General features: G+C 66.9%; 13 protein-coding genes and 1 tRNA gene. 12 read left to right on the forward strand and 2 right to left on the reverse strand.

Features of this window, described 5'->3' with window-relative positions; all coding sequences use genetic code 11:
- Positions 1–10: 10 nt before the first annotated feature.
- The 3 genes from ASC45_RS13875 to ASC45_RS13885 are packed head-to-tail and all read left to right on the forward strand — an operon-like array spanning position 11 to position 5,629.
- Positions 11–1,798 carry an NADH-ubiquinone oxidoreductase-F iron-sulfur binding region domain-containing protein gene (locus tag ASC45_RS13875; RefSeq protein ID WP_055451628.1) on the forward strand — a complete coding sequence of 596 codons (1,788 nt, stop codon included), beginning with the start codon at positions 11–13 and terminating at the stop codon, positions 1,796–1,798.
- Positions 1,799–4,675: a formate dehydrogenase subunit alpha gene (gene fdhF, locus ASC45_RS13880; RefSeq protein ID WP_055451629.1), complete on the forward strand. Its 2,877-nt coding sequence runs from the start codon at positions 1,799–1,801 to the stop codon at positions 4,673–4,675.
- Positions 4,676–4,699: 24 nt separating this feature from the next.
- Positions 4,700–5,629, forward strand: coding sequence for a formate dehydrogenase accessory sulfurtransferase FdhD (locus tag ASC45_RS13885; protein WP_055451654.1), 930 nt, complete (start codon positions 4,700–4,702; stop codon positions 5,627–5,629).
- An 85-nt stretch (positions 5,630–5,714) separates the two neighbouring features.
- Here the strand turns inward: ASC45_RS13885 and ASC45_RS13890 are convergent.
- Positions 5,715–5,792, reverse strand: a tRNA-Arg gene (locus ASC45_RS13890).
- 97 nt (positions 5,793–5,889) lie between these two features.
- Here ASC45_RS13890 and ASC45_RS13895 point away from each other — a divergent pair.
- Genes ASC45_RS13895 through neuB form a run of 7 tightly spaced genes read left to right on the forward strand, consistent with a single transcriptional unit; the run spans position 5,890 to position 13,627 of the window.
- Positions 5,890–7,374, forward strand: a complete 1,485-nt coding sequence (locus ASC45_RS13895) for a lipid II flippase MurJ (RefSeq protein ID WP_055451630.1) — start codon at positions 5,890–5,892, stop codon at positions 7,372–7,374.
- A gap of 14 nt (positions 7,375–7,388) precedes the next feature.
- The gene (locus ASC45_RS13900) at positions 7,389–8,210 is read left to right on the forward strand and encodes an aldolase/citrate lyase family protein (RefSeq protein ID WP_055451631.1); all 822 of its coding nucleotides are present in this window, start codon (positions 7,389–7,391) and stop codon (positions 8,208–8,210) included.
- A 6-nt stretch (positions 8,211–8,216) separates the two neighbouring features.
- The gene (locus ASC45_RS13905) at positions 8,217–8,774 is read left to right on the forward strand and encodes a sugar transferase (RefSeq protein ID WP_055451632.1); all 558 of its coding nucleotides are present in this window, start codon (positions 8,217–8,219) and stop codon (positions 8,772–8,774) included.
- Between the two features lie 29 nt (positions 8,775–8,803).
- On the forward strand, positions 8,804–10,606 hold the full coding sequence (gene asnB, locus ASC45_RS13910) for an asparagine synthase (glutamine-hydrolyzing) (protein ID WP_055451633.1): 1,803 nt from the start codon (positions 8,804–8,806) through the stop codon (positions 10,604–10,606).
- Entirely contained in the window at positions 10,603–11,883 is a 1,281-nt protein-coding gene (locus ASC45_RS13915) for a UDP-glycosyltransferase (protein ID WP_072243083.1), read from the forward strand. Before asnB ends, ASC45_RS13915 begins: the two co-directional genes overlap by 4 nt.
- On the forward strand, positions 11,880–12,578 hold the full coding sequence (locus tag ASC45_RS13920; protein WP_055451634.1) for an acylneuraminate cytidylyltransferase family protein: 699 nt from the start codon (positions 11,880–11,882) through the stop codon (positions 12,576–12,578). Before ASC45_RS13915 ends, ASC45_RS13920 begins: the two co-directional genes overlap by 4 nt.
- Complete coding sequence (gene neuB, locus ASC45_RS13925; RefSeq protein WP_245610071.1) at positions 12,575–13,627, forward strand: N-acetylneuraminate synthase; 1,053 nt, start codon at positions 12,575–12,577, stop codon at positions 13,625–13,627. The genes ASC45_RS13920 and neuB overlap by 4 nt, the downstream gene beginning before the upstream one ends.
- 132 nt (positions 13,628–13,759) lie before the next feature.
- Here the strand turns inward: neuB and ASC45_RS13930 are convergent, their stop codons facing one another.
- The gene (locus tag ASC45_RS13930; protein WP_055451636.1) at positions 13,760–14,992 is read right to left on the reverse strand and encodes a cystathionine beta-lyase; all 1,233 of its coding nucleotides are present in this window, start codon (positions 14,990–14,992) and stop codon (positions 13,760–13,762) included.
- A 322-nt stretch (positions 14,993–15,314) separates the two neighbouring features.
- Here ASC45_RS13930 and ASC45_RS13935 point away from each other — a divergent pair, with 322 nt between their 5' ends.
- Positions 15,315–16,652, forward strand: a complete 1,338-nt coding sequence (locus ASC45_RS13935; protein ID WP_055451637.1) for a hemolysin family protein — start codon at positions 15,315–15,317, stop codon at positions 16,650–16,652.
- A 39-nt stretch (positions 16,653–16,691) separates the two neighbouring features.
- Positions 16,692–17,591 carry an AEC family transporter gene (locus ASC45_RS13940; protein ID WP_055451638.1) on the forward strand — a complete coding sequence of 300 codons (900 nt, stop codon included), beginning with the start codon at positions 16,692–16,694 and terminating at the stop codon, positions 17,589–17,591.
- The last annotated feature ends 31 nt before the right edge of the window (positions 17,592–17,622 follow it).

The following is a 17,622-nucleotide window of genomic DNA, read 5'->3' on the forward strand; positions in this document are numbered from 1 at the left end:
TACAAAAACCATGACAACTTCCACCCATATGCCCGACGCCGTGCCGCTGGGCTCAGCCGACGACATGCGCAGCCGCCTGCGTCGCAAGAGCAGGCTCAAGGGCCGTCAGGCCGATCCTGTGTCGATCGCCGAGGTTCAGGCGCTCATCGGTCTTGCCCCCCATCGCCGCGACATGCTGATTGAGAATCTGCACAAGCTCAACGACGCATGGCACGGTCTGCACGACCGCCACCTGGTTGCGCTCGCGCGCGAGATGAACATCCCGATGGCCGAGGTGTTCGAGGTCGCGACCTTCTATCACCACTTCGAGGTGCTGCGCGGCGACGATCGACCGGCCGCGCTGACGGTGCGTGTCTGCAATGGCCTGTCGTGCGAGCTGGCGGGTGCGAAAGACCTGCTGCAACGCTTGCCAGCGCTGCTCGGCACCGAGGTGCGCGTGGTAGCCGCGCCGTGCGTGGGCCGCTGCGAGCAGGCGCCGGTGGCCGTGGTCGGACAGGCACCCGTCGTCCACGCGAAGACGGTGGACGTTCAAGCCGCGGCGCAAGCGCGCGCCGTGCTTCATCGCGCGGCGACCGACGACGCGGTCTTCGACCCTGCCGCCGCCGGCCCTTGCGCGATCACCACTTCGCCTGACGAGATTTCGCCCGCCTACGTTGGCTTTGATGCTTACCGCGCCCGGGGCGGCTACCGGCTCGCGGCGGCGGTTGCCTCGGGCGCCAGGCCTGCCGACGAGGTGCTCAAGGCGATGACCGACTCAGGGCTGCGCGGTCTGGGTGGCGCGGGCTTCCCCGCAGGGCGCAAGTGGAGCATCGTGCGCGACTATCCGGCTCCGCGCCTGATGGCGGTCAACATCGACGAAGGCGAGCCCGGCACGTTCAAGGACCGTACCTATCTCGAGCGCGACCCGCACCGTTTTCTCGAGGGCATGCTGATTGCCGCAAAGGTCGTCGGCATCGATGCCTGCTACATCTATATGCGCGACGAGTACCACGGCTGCCGCGCACTGCTGACCAAGGAGCTCGAACGCCTGCGCGCCGATCCGCCCTTCGAGCTTCCGCTAATTGAACTGCGTCGCGGCGCCGGTGCCTACATCTGCGGTGAAGAGTCTGCGATGATCGAGAGCATCGAGGGCAAGCGGGGCGAGCCACGCATGCGCCCGCCGTACATCGCGCAGATCGGTCTGTTCGGCCGACCGACGCTGGAGCACAACTTCGAGACCCTGTACTGGGTGCGTGACATCGTCGAGCGTGGCCCGGCTTGGTTCAGCGGTCACGGGCGCAACGGCCGCAAGGGGCTGCGCTCCTTCAGCGTCAGTGGCCGCGTGCGCGAGCCTGGGGTCAAGCTCGCGCCGGCAGGCATCACCCTGCGCGAACTCATCGACGAATACTGCGGCGGCATGCTGGCCGGGCATGAGCTTTATGCCTACCTGCCCGGCGGCGCCTCCGGCGGCATCCTCCCGGCCTCGATGGCCGACATTCCCCTCGACTTCGACACCTTGCAGCCGCACGGCTGTTTCATCGGCTCCGCGGCAGTAATCGTGCTGAGCGACAAGGACCGGGCGCGCGACGCAGCACTCAACATGATGCGCTTCTTCGAACATGAAAGCTGTGGTCAGTGCACGCCGTGTCGCGTGGGAACGGCCAAGGCAGCGCAGTTGATGCAAGCGTCGCACTGGGATCATGCAACGCTGGAAGACCTGAACCAGGTGATGATCGACGCATCGATCTGCGGTCTCGGCCAGGCCGCGCCGAACCCGGTGCGCTGTGTGCAGAAATACTTTGCGAAAGAGGTGGTCTGAATGAACGCACCCTCCCCCACATTCGCGCCGCCGAGCACGATCGACTTCGAGCTCGACGGCAAGCCGGTGCAGGCCTTCGAAGGTGAGACCATCCTCGAGGTGGCCGACCGCCACGGCCTGTCGATCCCGCGGCTGTGTTTCAAGCCGGGTTATCGCCCCGACGGCAATTGCCGCTCCTGCGTCGTCGAGATCGACGGTGAGCGCACGCTCGCGCCGAGCTGCTGCCGCGCCCCCGCCGCCGGCATGAAGGTCAAGGCGACCAGCGAGCGTGCCCTCAAAAGCCAGAAGATGGTGCTGGAGATGCTGCTCTCTGACATGCCGACGCAGGGGCACAAATGGATCGGCGACGATGCAACGCTGCAGCACGGCGAGCTGAGTGACTGGGCGCAGCGCATGCAGGTCTCGGTTCGCCCGGCGCTGGCGGCGATTGCGCGCACACAACCCGCGCCTGATCTTTCGCATCCGGCGATGGCGGTCAACCTGGATGCGTGCATCCAGTGCAATCGCTGCGTGCGCGCCTGCCGCGAAGAGCAGATGAACGACGTGATCGGCTACGCTTTCCGCGGGCATGAGAGCGCGATCGTCTTCGACTTGCAGGACGACATGGGCGACAGCACCTGCGTGGCCTGCGGCGAGTGCGTGCAGGCCTGCCCCACCGGGGCGCTGATGCCCAAGAGCCACATCGGTGCGCAGGCGGTCGACCGCAAGGTCGATTCGGTCTGTCCGTTCTGCGGCGTCGGCTGCCTGCTTACCTACAACGTGAAAGACGAAGTCATCGTCAGCGTCGACGGCCGCGATGGCCCGGCGAACCACGGCCGTCTGTGCGTGAAGGGCCGGTTCGGTTTCGACTACGCACACCATCCGCAGCGACTGACCAAGCCCCTGATCCGCAAGCCCGGCGTGCCGAAGAATCCTGACGCGCTCGGCGACCCGACGAACTGGCGCGAGATGTTTCGCGAAGCGAGCTGGGATGAAGCGCTCGATCTGGCGGCAGGCAAGCTCAAGTTCTTGCGCGACACACATGGCCCCAAGGCGCTCGCCGGCTTCGGCTCCGCCAAGGGCAGCAACGAAGAGGCCTACCTGTTCCAGAAGCTGGTGCGCACCGGCTTCGGCAGCAATAACGTCGATCACTGCACGCGGCTTTGCCATGCGTCCAGCGTCGCCGCGCTGCTCGAAGGCGTCGGCTCGGGCGCGGTCAGCAACCAGGTCAACGACGTCGAGCACGCGGGTCTCATCCTCGTCATCGGCTCGAACCCGACCGCCAACCACCCCGTCGCCGCGACGTGGATGAAAAACGCCGCCAGGCGCGGCACGAAGATCGTGCTCGCCGATCCGCGCGTCACCGACATCGGCAAGTACGCATGGCGCACGCTGCAGTTCCGCGCAGACACCGATGTGGCGCTGCTCAACGCCATGATCCACACCGTGATCGACGAAGGCCTGGTCGATGCCGATTTCGTCGCGCGCCGCGCCTCCAACTTCGAGGCGCTCAAGGAGAACGTCAAAGGCTACAGCGCCGAGGCGATGGCGCCGATCTGCGGCATTCCGGCCGAGACCATCCGTGAGGTGGCGCGCGAGTTCGCGACCAGCAAGGGTTCGATGATTCTGTGGGGCATGGGCATCAGCCAGCATGTGCACGGCACCGACAACGCCCGCTGCCTGATCGCGCTGGTCACCGTGACCGGCCAGATCGGCAAGCCTGGCAGCGGCTTGCATCCGCTGCGCGGGCAGAACAATGTGCAGGGCGCGAGCGACGCCGGGCTGATCCCGATGATGTACCCGAACTACCAGCGGGTGGACAACGCGAAAGCGCACGACTGGTTCGAAGCGTTCTGGAACACCCGACTCGACAGCCAGCCCGGCTACACCGTGGTCGAGATCATGCACAAGGCGCTCGCGCCTGACAGCGACCCGCACAAGATTCGCGGCATGTACATCATGGGCGAGAACCCGGCGATGAGCGACCCCGATCTGAACCACGCGCGCCACGCGCTAGCATCGCTCGAACATCTGGTCGTGCAGGACATCTTCATGACCGAGACGGCACTTCTGGCCGATGTCGTGCTGCCAGCCAGCGCGTGGCCTGAAAAGACCGGCACGGTCACCAACACCGACCGCATGGTGCAGATGGGTCGCCGCGCGCTGAACCCGCCCGGCGATGCCAGGCCCGATCTCTGGATCATCCAGGAAATGGCCCGACGCATGGGCCTGGCATGGAACTACCAGGGCCCCGAGTGTGGCGTCGCCGAGGTGTATGAGGAAATGCGGCAGGCGATGCACGAGGCGATTGAAGGCATCACCTGGGAGCGCATCGAGCGCGAGCAGAGCGTGACCTACCCGTGTCTGTCGGCGGACGATCCTGGCCAGCCGACGGTGTTCGTCGACGACTTCCCCACCCAGGACGGACGCGTCAAGCTGGTGCCCGCAGACCTCATCCCCGCCAACGAACGCCCCGATGCCGACTATCCCTTCGTGCTCATCACAGGGCGGCAACTGGAGCACTGGCACACCGGCAGCATGACCCGACGCGCTACTGTGCTCGACGCGATCGAGCCCATCGCCACGGCATCGATGAATGGCGCCGACCTTCAGAGGCTGGGCCTGCAGCCCGGCGACACCATCACCGTCAAATCACGTCGCGGCGAGGTGGTGATCACCGTTCGACGTGACGACGGCACGCCGACCAACGCCGTTTTCATCCCCTTCGCCTACTACGAAGCGGCGGCCAACCTGTTGACCAACCCGGCACTGGACCCCTTCGGCAAGATCCCGGAGTTCAAGTACTGCGCGGTTGCCGTCACGCCCGGCGGCACGCCGGTTCCCACGGTGGGCTATCGCCGCGAAAGCCCATCGCCCGCAGAGGCAACGCCCTTCTAACCAAGAAACCAAGGCTTGCCGCGCATGGCTCTACTGCCTGCAGACCTGCTCGAACCGCTGGCCTACGACGCGGTCGATCTGCCGCGTTCGGCAGGTGCGCCGCGCCTGAGCAGGGCCAAACGCCCGCTGTTGCGCCACATCGTGATCGTCGACGAGCGCGGCAAGCGGCGAACCATCGACATTCCCGCCGAAAGAGCGCTGACCGTCTTCGTCGACAAGCGCGAGCTGGTCACCCTGATGACGCTGGGCGCATGCCCCGAGTTGCTGGTCCTGGGCTATCTGCTCAACCAGGGTCTGATCGCGAGGCACGCCGATGTCGACAGCATCGACGTGGACTGGGACGTGAACGCCGCCGCGGTGAAGACACGCGCGGGCATCGAAGACTTCGACGCCAAGACCGCGCACAGGGTCGTGACCACGGGGTGCGGACAAGGCACCGTGTTCGGCGAAGCGATGGCCGAGGTGGATGCCATCGAGCTGCCTGCGCCGACCGAGGCGCGCATCTCCCATGCCACGCTCGCGGTCGTCCTGGAACAGATGCGTCAGCGCCACAGCGTTCACAAGCAAGCTGGCTCCGTGCACGGTTGCGCCCTCTTCAAGGGCAGCGAGATGCTGGTGTTCGTCGAAGACGTGGGTCGTCACAACGCGATCGACACCATCGCAGGCTGGATGGCCGTGCACGATGTGGCCGGGGGGGACAAAATCTTCTACACCACCGGGCGGCTGACCAGCGAAATGGTGATGAAGGCAGCCAAGATGGGCATCCCGATCGTCGCCTCCCGAAATGGCGTGACGGCCATGGGGCATGAACTGGCGACAAGGCTCGGCATGACCCTGTTCGGCCGGGCGTCGGCTCGACGCTTTCTTTGCTACAGTGGGGCCGATCGCTTCGAGCCCGAAGACGGCGCAGGCGACGTCCATGCACAAGCCGTGGCAGCCTCCGCCTCGCAGTAGCGTTGCAAAGGGAAAGTAGGGACGAAAAAAAGCCCAACCTTTCGAGTTGGGCTTTTCCTCAAATCTCCTGATTTCTCAGGAATGATGGTGCGCCCGGCAGGATTCGAACCCACGACCCCTTGGTTCGTAGCCAAGTACTCTAATCCAACTGAGCTACGGGCGCTAAAGAAAAGAAATTATAGACACACTTTTGCGGGCGCGTAAAGCCCCCTGGTGTTTCGCTTCGGCTTGGCTCTGCCGCGCAGGCACAATGCCCGTCCATGTCAATGTTGCGCATTTTCTCGCTCAGCCTGCTGCTTCTGGCCGCCAGCCGCCTGCTGGGGCTGGTGCGGGACGTGGTGGTGGCCACGCAGTTCGGCCTCTCCGGGCATGCCGATGCCGCATTGGTCGTGTTGTCGTTTCCCGACCTCGCGGTGAGCCTGCTGTGGGGGGCGGCCATTCCTGCGGTGATGGTGCCGCGCATGGCCGGGCGCGATGCCGTGCATATCGCTGCCGAGGGCGCGCGCTGGTCGCGGCTGGCGACCGTGCTCTTCATCCTGGCGGGCATGGTCGTGTGGTGGGGGCAGCACCTGATCGTGCATCTGCTGGCCCCGGGGCTGGATGCGTCTGAAGCCGCTCTGGCGGCGCAGGCGCTGGGGTGGTCCGCCCTTGTCGCCCTGCCCGCGGGCGCGGTGGCCATGGTGGGCAACGCCATGCTGCAGGCGCAGGGGCGGCTGCAATGGCAGTACACGGGGCAGGTGGTGTTCAACCTGAGTCTGATCGGCGGGCTGATCGTTGCGGCGCATACAGGTCAGTTCACCTGGGTGACCCTGGGTGTGGCCGTCGCCGCGCTGGCGCGGCTCGTGCTGATGCGACGGGCCAGCCGAATGGCAACGCCGGGCGCGGTGTCGGGCCAAGTCTGGCCGGACATGGCCAGTCTGCGCGCCCTGGTGCTGGCGCTCGCGGCTTCGGGGCTGACGGTGCTCTACACCCTGGCCGCCCGCGCGCTGATGTCCGATGCCGGGCCTGGGCAGCTCGGCGTGTTTCAGTATGCGCAGCGCGTGGGCGAGTTGCCGCTGCACACGGTGTTCGCCGTCGCCTCGGCGCTGGCGCTCGCCCGACTGAGCGCTGCGGAGAGTCAAGGCGATTCTGCCCGCGCACAGTCGGAGACGCGCCAATGGCTGCAAGCGATGCTGTGGCTCTCTGCCCTCATCGCGCTGGCAGGCATGGTGGCCGCGCCCGGCATCGTCCGGCTGCTGTTCGGCTGGGGCCGGATGACCGCCGAGGCCCAGCAGCAGGTGACCGAGGCGATGCGCTGGATCCTGCTGCTGCTGCCACTGCAGGCAGCGCAACTGGTGCTGGCCACGCGGCTCAACAGCCACCGTCGCATCGCCGATCAGGTGCTGGGTTACGGCGCGGGGCTGGCGGCGCTGGCTGCGGTCGGCACGGTGCTTGCCGCCCAGCCCTGGCGCGGGCTGGCCGCCTACGGCGCCGCCTGGGCGGTGGCGGTGGCCGTGCTGTGGTGGCGACTGGCGCGACATCAGCGCGATGCCCAGTGGCGCAATGCCGCCGTGCTGCTGGGGGTGCTGCTGATTCTCGCCGCCGCGGGTGCGGCGCTGCACGCCGCAGCCCTGCCCTGGGCGGTGGCTCTGGTCGCGGCGGCCTTGCTGTTTGCGGCGGGCGTGGCGGCGCTGCTGCGCTTCGATCCGCTGGGGCGGCTGGTGCGCGATCGCTACACTTCCCGTCGGCTGCGCCGCGCATCCTGACCCTTTCTCACACGATGGACTTCATCCAGATCACCAACGACCCCGACTTTGCCGCTTTTGCCGTGAGCTGTGGCGTGGCGCGCATCATGGTGGACCTGGAGCAGCACGGCAAGCAGGAACGGCAAGGGGGGCTGGGCACCTTCATTTCCGATCACGTCCCGGCCGACGTGCCCAAGGTGCGGCGGGCGGTGCCGCATGCCGATTTGATTGTGCGCATCAACCCGCTGCACCGCGACAGCGGCGCAGAAATCGACCGCGCGATCGCCGATGGCGCCAGCCACCTGATGCTGCCGATGTTCCGCAGTGCCGAGGTGCTCGCCCAGTTCGTTGCGCTGGTGGCCGGACGGACACGCACCATCGCCCTGCTGGAAACGCGCGACGCGTTGCAAACCCTGCCGGAGTGGGCAGGTCTTGCCGGTCTGGACGAGATCTACGTGGGCCTCAACGACCTGCACCGCGAACTGGGGCTGAGCTTCATGTTCGAGCCGCTGGCCGACGGGGTGGTCGATCGCGTCGCGGCGGAGGCGAAGCAGCACGGCAAACGCTTCGGCTTTGGCGGCATCGCCCGCCTCGACGAAGGTCTGCTGCCCGGACGCGTGGTGCTGGGCGAGCATCTGCGTCTGGGTTCGAACAGCGTGATTCTCTCGCGCACTTTCAACCGCGAGCGCATCGAAGCCCCCGACTCAGACTGGCATGGCATTTACGCCGAAGAGATCAGGAGGCTGCGCCATGCCGCGCAGGTGCTGGCGCAGCGCGAGCCTGCGGAGGTCGAGAGCGACCGTCTGCTGGCGATGGACCTGATCCGGCGCGTGGCGCAAACCTTGAACGCGCGCTGAACCTCCGTGGCCAAACGTCTGTTCGACATCGTGCTGGCACTGCTGGCGCTGTTGCTGCTTTCGCCCGTGATGCTCGCCGCCGCGCTGGCCGTGTGGCTGGACTCAGGCCGACCCGTGCTGTTCGCACAGACCCGCGTGGGGCGAGGCACCCAGCCGTTTCAGCTCTACAAATTCCGCAGCATGGTGGTGGATGCGCCCCGCCTCGGTTCTCACTCTACGGCGCAGAACGATCCGCGCATCACCCGCGTCGGCCGCATCCTGCGGCGCAGCAGCGTGGACGAACTGCCGCAACTGTTCAACGTGCTGCGAGGCGACATGAGCCTGGTCGGCCCGCGCCCCGACGTGCCGGCGCAGCGCGGCAACTACACCGAGGAACAATGGGCCCTGCGCCATCGCGTGCGGCCGGGCATCACCGGCCTCGCCCAGGCCCTCTACCGCTCGCGCGCCACACCGCAGCAGCGGCTGCAGGCCGATCTCGACTACGCACAGCATCATGGTCTGCTGGTCGATCTGCGCATCATCGGCCTTACTGTGCTGCAACTTTTCCGGCGCAGTGCCAACTGACTTGCGCACCAAAACACGACAATCCCGCCATGTGTGGAATTTATGGATTTTTCGACCGCTCGGCGCAAAACCTGAGCGAGCAGGCCCTCGCCGCGATGGGCACCAGCCTGATCCATCGCGGCCCGGATGACAGCGGCACCTTCACCGCGCCCGGAGTGGCCATCGGCAACCGCAGGCTGTCCATTATCGACATCGCGGGCGGCCACCAACCCTTCGTGAGCGACGACGGGCGCATCGCTCTGGTGCAGAACGGCGAGATCTTCAACCATGTGGAACTGCGTGCCGAAGCGCAGCGCCAGGGCGTGCGCTTTCAATCCGATCACAGCGACACCGAGGTCTTGCTGCGGCTGTTTGAGCGTGAAGGGCTGGCCTTTCTGCCGCGACTCAACGGCATGTTCGCCATCGCCATCTGGGACGGGCGCGACCCCGAACGCCCCCGACTTCATCTGGTGCGCGACCGCATCGGCGTCAAGCCGCTGTTCGTGCATGACGACGGCCAAGGCATCCTGTTCGGCTCCGAGATCAAGGCCGTGCTCGCCGCGCTGCCAGGGCGCTCCGCGCTCGATCTGCCCGCGCTGCAGCACTACCTCGCCTACAACTACGTTCCACCGCCGTTCACCCTGTTCGAGGGTATCCGCCACGTCATGCCGGGCACGGTGCTGACCGTCGATGGCACCGGCAGCCACACCCACCGCTGGTGGAGCCTGTCCGAGCAGACACCCACGCCGCAGAACTTCACCGCATGGCAGGAAGCCTGTCTCGCCCTGCTCGACGATGCCGTGCGCCTGCGCCTGCGCGCCGATGTGCCCTTCGGCGCATTTCTCTCGGGCGGGGTGGATTCGAGCAGCGTCGTGGCGCTCATGGCACGACACATGCGCGAGCCCGCCCGCACTTTCTGCATCGGCTTTCCCGACCCGCGCTTCGACGAATCGCCCTACGCCCGCGAAGCCGCGCAGCGCTTCGGCACCACGCACCGCGAGCGCATCGTGCAGCCCGACATGCTCGACGACTGGGGCCGCGTGCTGTGGCACTGCGACCAGCCGCATGGCGACGCCTCGTTCATGCCCACACGCGAGGTTTCGCGCCTTGCGGTGCAGGATGTGAAAGTCGTACTCACCGGCGACGGCGGCGACGAGTTGTTCGCCGGTTACGACAAATACGCCAGCTTCCAGGCCGACCCCGCGCTCCGCGACCTGCCCGCCGCCGATTTCGCCCGGCACTATGTCGAGCACACAGGTCTGTTCGGCGAGCAGGCCAGAGCCGCGCTGTTCCAGCCCTGGCTGCGCCAGAAGCTGGCCGATGTGGACAGCGTGCGCGACGTCGCCGCGCCGTGGTTCGAGCAGGCCGCGCACTTCGACCGCGTCAACCAGATGCTGTTTCTGGACATGATGTTGCTGCTGCCCGGAAACAACCTCGTCAAGCCCGACCGCATGGGCATGTCGGTGTCCTTGGAGGCACGCACGCCGTTCCTCGACTGGCGCATGATGGAGTTCGCCTTCCGCGCGCCCGGCGACACCAAGCTCAAGGACGGCGACAAGAAGCATTGGTTCAAGCGCGCGGTCGAACCGCTCATTGGCGCCGACCTCGCGCATCGCAAGAAGCAGATGTTCACCGTCCCCATCGGCGAGTGGTTCCGCGGGCCGCGCAAGGCATGGCTGGCCGATCTGCTGTTCGCCCCCACCGCGCTCGGCGCACAACTGTTCAACGCCGACACGGTGCGCAAACTATTCGACGATCATGTCTCAGGCGCGGCCAATCACACCCGCGAGCTGCGCGCGCTGGCCGCGCTGGAGCTTTGGGCGCAGCAGTTCGAGCCTATGTTGCCGACATGAGCAGCCGCCCGTCCATCCTTGCCGTGGCCTATGGCGGAGGTCATATCGCCATGATGCTGTCGGTGCTGCGAGCGCTACGCACGCGGCTTCCCCATCTCGACATCGCCCTGCTGGCCCTCACCACCGCCGCGCGCGTGGCGCGCGAAGCCGGCGAACACCCGCTGGGCTATGCCGATCTGCTACACCTGCTCTCGTCTGAGGAGCAAGCCCGGGCGCTGACGCTCGGCCGCGCGCTGCTGGAGGGCAACTCGCACCCCGACATTCCCGCGGCCGAAAGCGTGGCCTATCTCGGCATCAACGCCTGGGACCTGCAGCAGCAACTCGGCGCCGATGCCGCGCAAGCGCTGCTCCAAACCCGTGGGCGCCAGGTCTTTCATCCCCTGCATTTCTTTCGGCGCATCGTCGCCCACCTTCGGCCCGTTCTGGTGCTGGCCACCAACTCGCCGCGCAGCGAATTTGCGGCGATCGACGCCGCCAGCGAAGCAGGCATCCCGACCTTGGCAATGCTCGATCTTTTCGCCCTGCCGGGCGATGCTTTCGCCGCGCGCAACCGCTACCCCAGCCGGGTGTGCGTCTTGTCCGATGCCGTGCGCAACAACCTCATCCGCGCTGGTTGGCCGCCCGAGCGCATCGCCGTCACCGGCAATCCGGCCTTCGATGCGCTGAGCGCCCCGCAGATCCGCGCAGCCGGGCTTGAGATGCGCAAGCAGCTAGGCGCTCCGCACAGGCGCTTGGTGCTCCTCGCGCTGCAACCCGAGCCCGCCACGCATCCGGCCTCGCCCGGTCGCGAAGGCGACCCGCATCTGCCCGAGCGGGTGCTGCAGGCCTGCATCGACAGCGTGCGGGCTCATCCCGACTGGACGCTGATCGTGCGCCCGCACCCTTCCCAGCTCGCCCCCGCTCTGCCCGACGACTCGCAACTGCGCCTGTCGCCATCCAGCGAGCCGCTGCACCCGCTGCTGCACGCCGTGGACGCCGTCATCACCGGCACATCCACTGTCGCCCTCGAAGCGCATCTTGCAGACAAGCGCGTGCTGCAACTGCTCGATTCCATCGCCGCGCCCGCCATGCCTTATGTCGCGCTGGGCGTGGCCGACGCCGCCTGTCACCTCAGCGATCTGCCGCAGGCGCTCGCCGCCCTGCTCGCGCTGCCGGCAAAAACGCCCACCACGCGGGTAAGTGCACACGCCGCGGCAGACCAGGTGAGCGAGCAGGCGCTGGCTTTGCTCGCATCCCGCAATCGTCCTGTGCCCTCTGCCCTTGGCCTGAACCCATGACCACCATCGCCACCATCTGCGCCCGCGGCGGCAGCAAAGGCCTGCCGGGCAAGAACATCCTGCCCTTTGCGGGGCTGCCGCTCATTCATCACAGCATCCGCTATGCGCTGCAGCATCCAGTCATCGGCGCCGTTTATGTGTCCACCGACGACGCCAAGATCGCGCAAATCGCCCGCGAAGCAGGCGCCATCGTTCCCTATCTGCGTCCGCCCGAACTGGCGCGCGACGACAGCCCCAAGCTGCCGGTTATCGAACACCTCGTGGCCCATCTCGAAGCGCAGAGACAAATCGTCACCCGCATCGTCGATCTGCAACCCACCTCACCGCTGCGCGCGCCCGAAGACCTCGACGGCTGTCTCGCCCGCGCCGAAGCGCCGGACGCGCCGGGGCTGGTGGTCAGTGTGTTCGACAGCGGCTTCAACCCCTATTTCAACCTCGTCGAGGAGCAGCCCGACGGCAGCGTCAGCATCAGCAAGGGCGGTGGCTTGGCCACCCGCCAGAGCGCGCCGAAAGTCTGGGCGCTCAACGGCTCGATCTACGTCTGGCGCCGCGAAGCCCTGGCTCATGCCGCGCAGCACGGACTGTGGAGCGTGAGCGTGGCCGCCCATGCCATGCCCCCGAAGCGGTCGGTGGACATCGACACCGCCGACGATTTTGCTCTTGCCGAATGGTTGCACCATCGGCAGCCAACATGAACTTAACGTCCGCCATGCCCCGCGACCGCGTCTTTCTCATCGCCGAAGCCGGCGTCAATCACAACGGCCAGCTCGACCTGGCGCTGCAACTCGTCGAAGCCGCCCGCGAAGCAGGAGCCGACGCGGTCAAGTTCCAGACCTTTCGCGCCGAAGACCTCGCTCTGCCCGGCACCGCCACCGCCGCCTACCAGCAGGGCGCCACTGGCGAGACCGATCAGTTCGCCATGCTGCGCAAGCTCGAACTCAGCGCCGAACAGCACCGCATCATCGCCGCGCATTGCGAGCGGGTCGGCATCGAGTTCATGTCCACCCCGTTCTCCGAAGATGCGGTCGATCTGCTGACTAGTCTTGGCGTGCGGCGGCTCAAGCTGTCGTCCGGCGAGATCGTCAATAGATCTCTGTTGACCAAGGCCGCTGCCACAGGTTTGCCGCTCATCCTTTCCACCGGCATGGCGACCCTGGCTGAAGTCAGGCAGGCCGTCGGCTGGGTGCGGGCGGCCTGGGCAGAACGCGGGGGAGACACACCGGCGCTCACCTTGCTGCAATGCACCTCCGCCTACCCCGCGCCCGACGATGCGCTCAATCTGCGCGCCATCGCCACGCTGCGCGACGAAACCGGCCTGCCCACAGGCTATTCCGACCACAGCCTGGGCAACGTCGCCGCTCTCGCTGCCGTGGCGCTTGGGGCCTGCGTGATCGAAAAGCACATCACCCTCGACCGCGCCCTGCCCGGCCCCGATCACAAAGCGTCGAGCGAACCTGCCGAGTTTGCCGCCCTGGCGCGCGACATCCGCCGCATCGAAGCCATGTTGGGCGACGGCATCAAGGCGCCGCGTCCCGACGAGATCGACGTGCTCAAGGTCGCACGCCGCAGCGTGGTGCTGGCCACCGCCCTGCCCGCAGGCACCGTGTTGCAACGCGAACATCTGCAACTGCGCCGCCCGGCCAGCGGCATCCCCGCCGCCGATCTCGACAACGTCATCGGCCGACGTCTGCTCGCCGACGCCGCTGCGGGCACGGTGCTGCAGTGGGCGCACCTTGAGCGCTGAACCGGCGCTAGGAGCCTGTCGGGCTTGGCGCGCGTAAGGCGAAAAATGGGCATGCGGATGCCATGTGGCGGCGCAGGGCCATTTTGCAGCCCGCGATCTTCAAGCCCGACAGGCTCCCAGTCTCCTCCCCGCTTACCCCGCCATGCCAGCCGCCCCGAGAGCTCGGGCCAGATCGTCGATCAAGTCCTGAGGATCTTCCAGGCCGATGGCCAGTCGCACCAGACCGCCGGCATGCGGCCAATGCGACGAGGGCCGCATGAGCTGTACGTCGTAGGGCACGGCCAGACTGACCGGCCCACCCCAGGAGTAGCCGATCTTGAACAGCCTCAGCGCGTCGACGAAGGCATCGATCTGCGCGGCGGTGTAGCGCGGCTGGAAGAGCACGCTGAACAAGCCACCTGCCGCGGTGCAGTCGCGCTGCCAGAACGCATGTCCGGGACTTCCCGGCAGCGCGGGATGAAGCACCTGCGCCACGGCGGCCTGCTGCTGCATCCAACGGGCGATTTGCCGCGCGCTGGCATCGTGCGCGGCATAGCGCAGCGCCAAGGTGTGCAGGCCGCGCAGCACGCGTGCCGCATCGTCTCCGCTCACCCCCAAGCCGAGCCGCATGTGGGTGAGCAGCAGACGTTCGTGCAGGGCGTCGTCGCGGGTGGTCACGCTGCCCATGAGCACGTCGGCGCCGCCGCTCTGATACTTGGTGAGCGCCTGCATCACCACATCAACGCCGAGATCGAAGGGCTTCAGCGCGATGCCCGCAGCCCAGGTCGCGTCGATGGCGGTGAGCACGCCATGCTGCCGCGCCACGCCGATGAAACCGCGCAGGTCGGGCATTTCCATCGTCACCGAACCGGGCGCCTCCAGCCAGAGCAGCTTGGTCTGCGGGGTGATGAGGGCGGCGAGTTCGTCCGGCGTGCAGGAGGCGTCATAGAGCCGGTGCTCAATGCCCCAGGCGCCGAGAAAACACTCGGCGAGTTCGCGGCTCGGGCCGTACACGTTCGACGGCAGCAGCACGGTGTCGCCTTGCTGCAGCAAGGCCAGATCGACCAGTGCGATGGCCGATAGCCCCGAGGGACAGAGCACGCAGTGACGCCCGCCATCGAGCGCGGCCAGTCGCTCTTCGAGAATGAAGGTGGTGGGGGTGCCGTGCAGGCCGTAGGTATAGCCGGCCTTGCTGCGCCAGTCGCGCGCGCGCATGGCCGCCACATTGGGGAAGATCACGGTGGAGGCGTGGTGCACACCCGGCTCCACCGCATCGAAACCGGCTGGCGCCTGATACGGATGATGTTGCAGCCGGGTGGACAGTGCGAGATTTTCGGAGGAAGGCAGGGGTTTTTGGTCTAATTGGGGCTCTTGTTGACTCGACATGGAATGGGCTCCGGGCAGTTTCGATCTTGTTTTCGTGGCCTTGCGCGGGCTGTCACGACTCGCGCAAGACTGTGAGAAGCATAGGCCGATTGCCCGATCCGTTCCGACACCCCTCCTTGGACCCTGACCCTGCGTCTTTGTTGCCCGGCTCATCGTTACCCAACCCCTGTGCCGGGTCTGCCCCCACCGCCCTGCGTTCTGCGCCGCTCTCGCGCCGCGACCGCAACGCCCGCCCGATCTTGCCACGGGGTTCTGAGTGCGTCCGCCGGGCCGTCACGCCGCCTCGTGTTTTCCGTGTTTCGTCCGCCCTGGAGCGCCCGTCATGGAAGTGCTGATTCTCTTCGGCCTGATTCTGCTCAACGGCTTGTTCGCCATGTCGGAAATCGCGCTGGTCACGGCGCGGCGCGCACGGCTGACGGCGCTGGCCGAAGCCGGCAACGACAACGCCCGCACCGCGCTGCATCTCTCGGAGCAGCCCACGCGCCTGCTCTCGACGGTGCAGATCGGCATCACCTCGATCAGCGTGCTCAACGGGATTCTGGGTGAGGCGGCGTTTTCCGAGCCGGTGGCCAACTGGCTGGTCTCGCTGGGCATGCTGCCCAGGTTCGCCGGGGCCACGGCCACGGCCATCGTCGTGGTCGTCATCACTTTTGCCTCCATCGTGATCGGTGAGCTGGTGCCCAAGCGGCTGGGGCAGCTCGCGCCCGAGCGCATCGCCATGGTGATGGCGCGGCCGATGACCTGGATCGCCCGCGCCGCCTCGCCCTTCGTCAAACTGCTGTCGATCTCCACCGACCTGCTCCTCACCCTGCTGCGCGTGCGGCACGACACCATGCCGCAGATGACCGAAGCCGAGATCAACGAGGTGCTCGAAGAAGGCTCCGACGCCGGGGTGATCGAAGAACAGGAACACGAAATGGTGCGCAATGTGTTCCGCCTCGACGACCGCCAGATCGCCTCGCTGATGACGCCGCGCAACGAGATCGAGTTCCTCGACGTCGATCAGCCGCTGGCGGAAAACCTCAACAAGATCGCGCAGTCCACGCACTCGCGCTTTCCTCTGGTCAAGCGCGGGCTGGAGGAAGTGGTCGGGCTGGTCTCGACCAAGGAACTGCTGGGCCGCTTCATCCGCCGCGAAGGCATCGACGATCTGAGCAAGGCCGCCACGCCGGCGACCTTCGTGCCCGAAAGCCTGACCGGCCTGGAGCTGCTGCAGACTTTCCGCCAGAGCGCCGAGCACACCGCTATGGTGATCGACGAATACGGCCAGACCATGGGCATCGTCACGGTGCAGGACCTGATGGAAGCCATCGCCGGAGAGTTCAAGTCGCATCCATCCGAAGAGCCCTGGGCGATACAGCGCGAAGACGGCTCCTGGCTGATGGACGGCCTCATCACCGTGGACGATCTCAAGGCCCGCCTCAACCTCGGCCACCTGCCCGACGAAGAGAAGCAGCGCTACAACACCCTCTCGGGCATGCTGATGCTGCTGCTCGCGCGCCTGCCCGCCACCGGCGACATCGTGCACTGGGACGGCTGGACCTTCGAGATCGTCGACATGGACGGCAAGCGCATCGACAAGGTGCTGGTACAGCGCAAGCCCGAAGAAGCGCCTGACGAATTTTCCGAGCCCACTGACGCGCGCGAATCACGGCTTTGATCGCGCGCCCGGGCGCTGCGCCCAAAGCCTGCTTGTCCCATGCTGCATGACGCCCTGCTGCTCCTGCCCGATTTCACGCTGATCGCGCTCGGGCTGGTGCTGGTGCGCCTGCCCACCCTCAACCGCAGCGTTTGGGACGGGGTGGAGCGTCTGGTGTATTTCGTGCTGTTTCCGGCGCTGCTGTTTTCCACCACCAGCCGTGGCCACGCCAGCCTGAGCGACACCCGCGATCTGGTCATGGCGGGTGCGGCCATGCTGCTCATTGGCATCGCGCTGGCGTATGCCGCATTCTGGGCGCGCAAGGCCGATCGTCGTTGCGTGGCCAGCGGGGTGCAGACGGCATTCCGCTTCAACTCGTACATCGCCCTGGCGGTGGCCGACCGCGTCGGCGGTGCGCCAGCAGTGTCGCTGGTCGCGGTGCTCATCGCGGTAGGCGTGCCGTTGTGTAATCTCGCCGCGGTCTGGGCGCTGGCGCAGCACGCGCAGAGCAACGTCTGGCGTGAATTGCTGCGCAATCCGCTGCTCATCGCCACGGTGGCCGGGCTGACGGTGCATGCGCTGGGCTGGTCGCTGCCCGAGCCGGTTGTGCCGGTGCTCGACCGGCTCGGGCAGGCCTCCATCGCGCTCGGGCTGATGACTGTGGGCGCGGGGCTGCAGTGGCGCGGGCTGCACCGCGAGTTGCCGGTGGGCCTTTGGTTTCTGTCCATCCGCCATCTGCTGCTTCCCTTGGTGGCGATGGCGCTGGCGTGGGGTTTCGCCTTGCCGCCTCTGCAGGCGCTGGTGCTGGTGCTGTTCGCCGCCATGCCCACGGCATCGAGCGCCTATGTGCTGGCCGCACGCATGGGGGGTGACGGCCCTTACGTCGCCGGCCTGGTCAGCCTGTCCACGGTGCTGGGGGCCGTCTCGGTGCCCCTGTTTCTCGCGCTCATGCGGCCCTGAGTCCGGCCGCGGACAATGCCGACGAAATCGT

Origin of the sequence: Thiomonas bhubaneswarensis, from assembly GCF_001418255.1 — a bacterium.
GTDB lineage: Bacteria > Pseudomonadota > Gammaproteobacteria > Burkholderiales > Burkholderiaceae_C > Thiomonas > Thiomonas bhubaneswarensis.

What these genes read in the sequence shown, in the direction of transcription:
- asnB (WP_055451633.1), top strand. Translation starts at nt 8,804, where the DNA reads ATGTGTGGAATTTATGGATTTTTCGACCGCTCGGCGCAAAACCTGAGC.
- ASC45_RS13915 (WP_072243083.1), top strand. Translation starts at nt 10,603, where the DNA reads ATGAGCAGCCGCCCGTCCATCCTTGCCGTGGCCTATGGCGGAGGTCAT.
- neuB (WP_245610071.1), top strand. Translation starts at nt 12,575, where the DNA reads ATGAACTTAACGTCCGCCATGCCCCGCGACCGCGTCTTTCTCATCGCC.
- ASC45_RS13875 (WP_055451628.1), top strand. Translation starts at nt 11, where the DNA reads ATGACAACTTCCACCCATATGCCCGACGCCGTGCCGCTGGGCTCAGCC.
- ASC45_RS13920 (WP_055451634.1), top strand. Translation starts at nt 11,880, where the DNA reads ATGACCACCATCGCCACCATCTGCGCCCGCGGCGGCAGCAAAGGCCTG.
- ASC45_RS13940 (WP_055451638.1), top strand. Translation starts at nt 16,692, where the DNA reads ATGCTGCATGACGCCCTGCTGCTCCTGCCCGATTTCACGCTGATCGCG.
- ASC45_RS13885 (WP_055451654.1), top strand. Translation starts at nt 4,700, where the DNA reads ATGGCTCTACTGCCTGCAGACCTGCTCGAACCGCTGGCCTACGACGCG.
- ASC45_RS13900 (WP_055451631.1), top strand. Translation starts at nt 7,389, where the DNA reads ATGGACTTCATCCAGATCACCAACGACCCCGACTTTGCCGCTTTTGCC.
- ASC45_RS13930 (WP_055451636.1), bottom strand. Translation starts at nt 14,992, where the DNA reads ATGTCGAGTCAACAAGAGCCCCAATTAGACCAAAAACCCCTGCCTTCC.
- fdhF (WP_055451629.1), top strand. Translation starts at nt 1,799, where the DNA reads ATGAACGCACCCTCCCCCACATTCGCGCCGCCGAGCACGATCGACTTC.
- ASC45_RS13895 (WP_055451630.1), top strand. Translation starts at nt 5,890, where the DNA reads ATGTCAATGTTGCGCATTTTCTCGCTCAGCCTGCTGCTTCTGGCCGCC.
- ASC45_RS13935 (WP_055451637.1), top strand. Translation starts at nt 15,315, where the DNA reads ATGGAAGTGCTGATTCTCTTCGGCCTGATTCTGCTCAACGGCTTGTTC.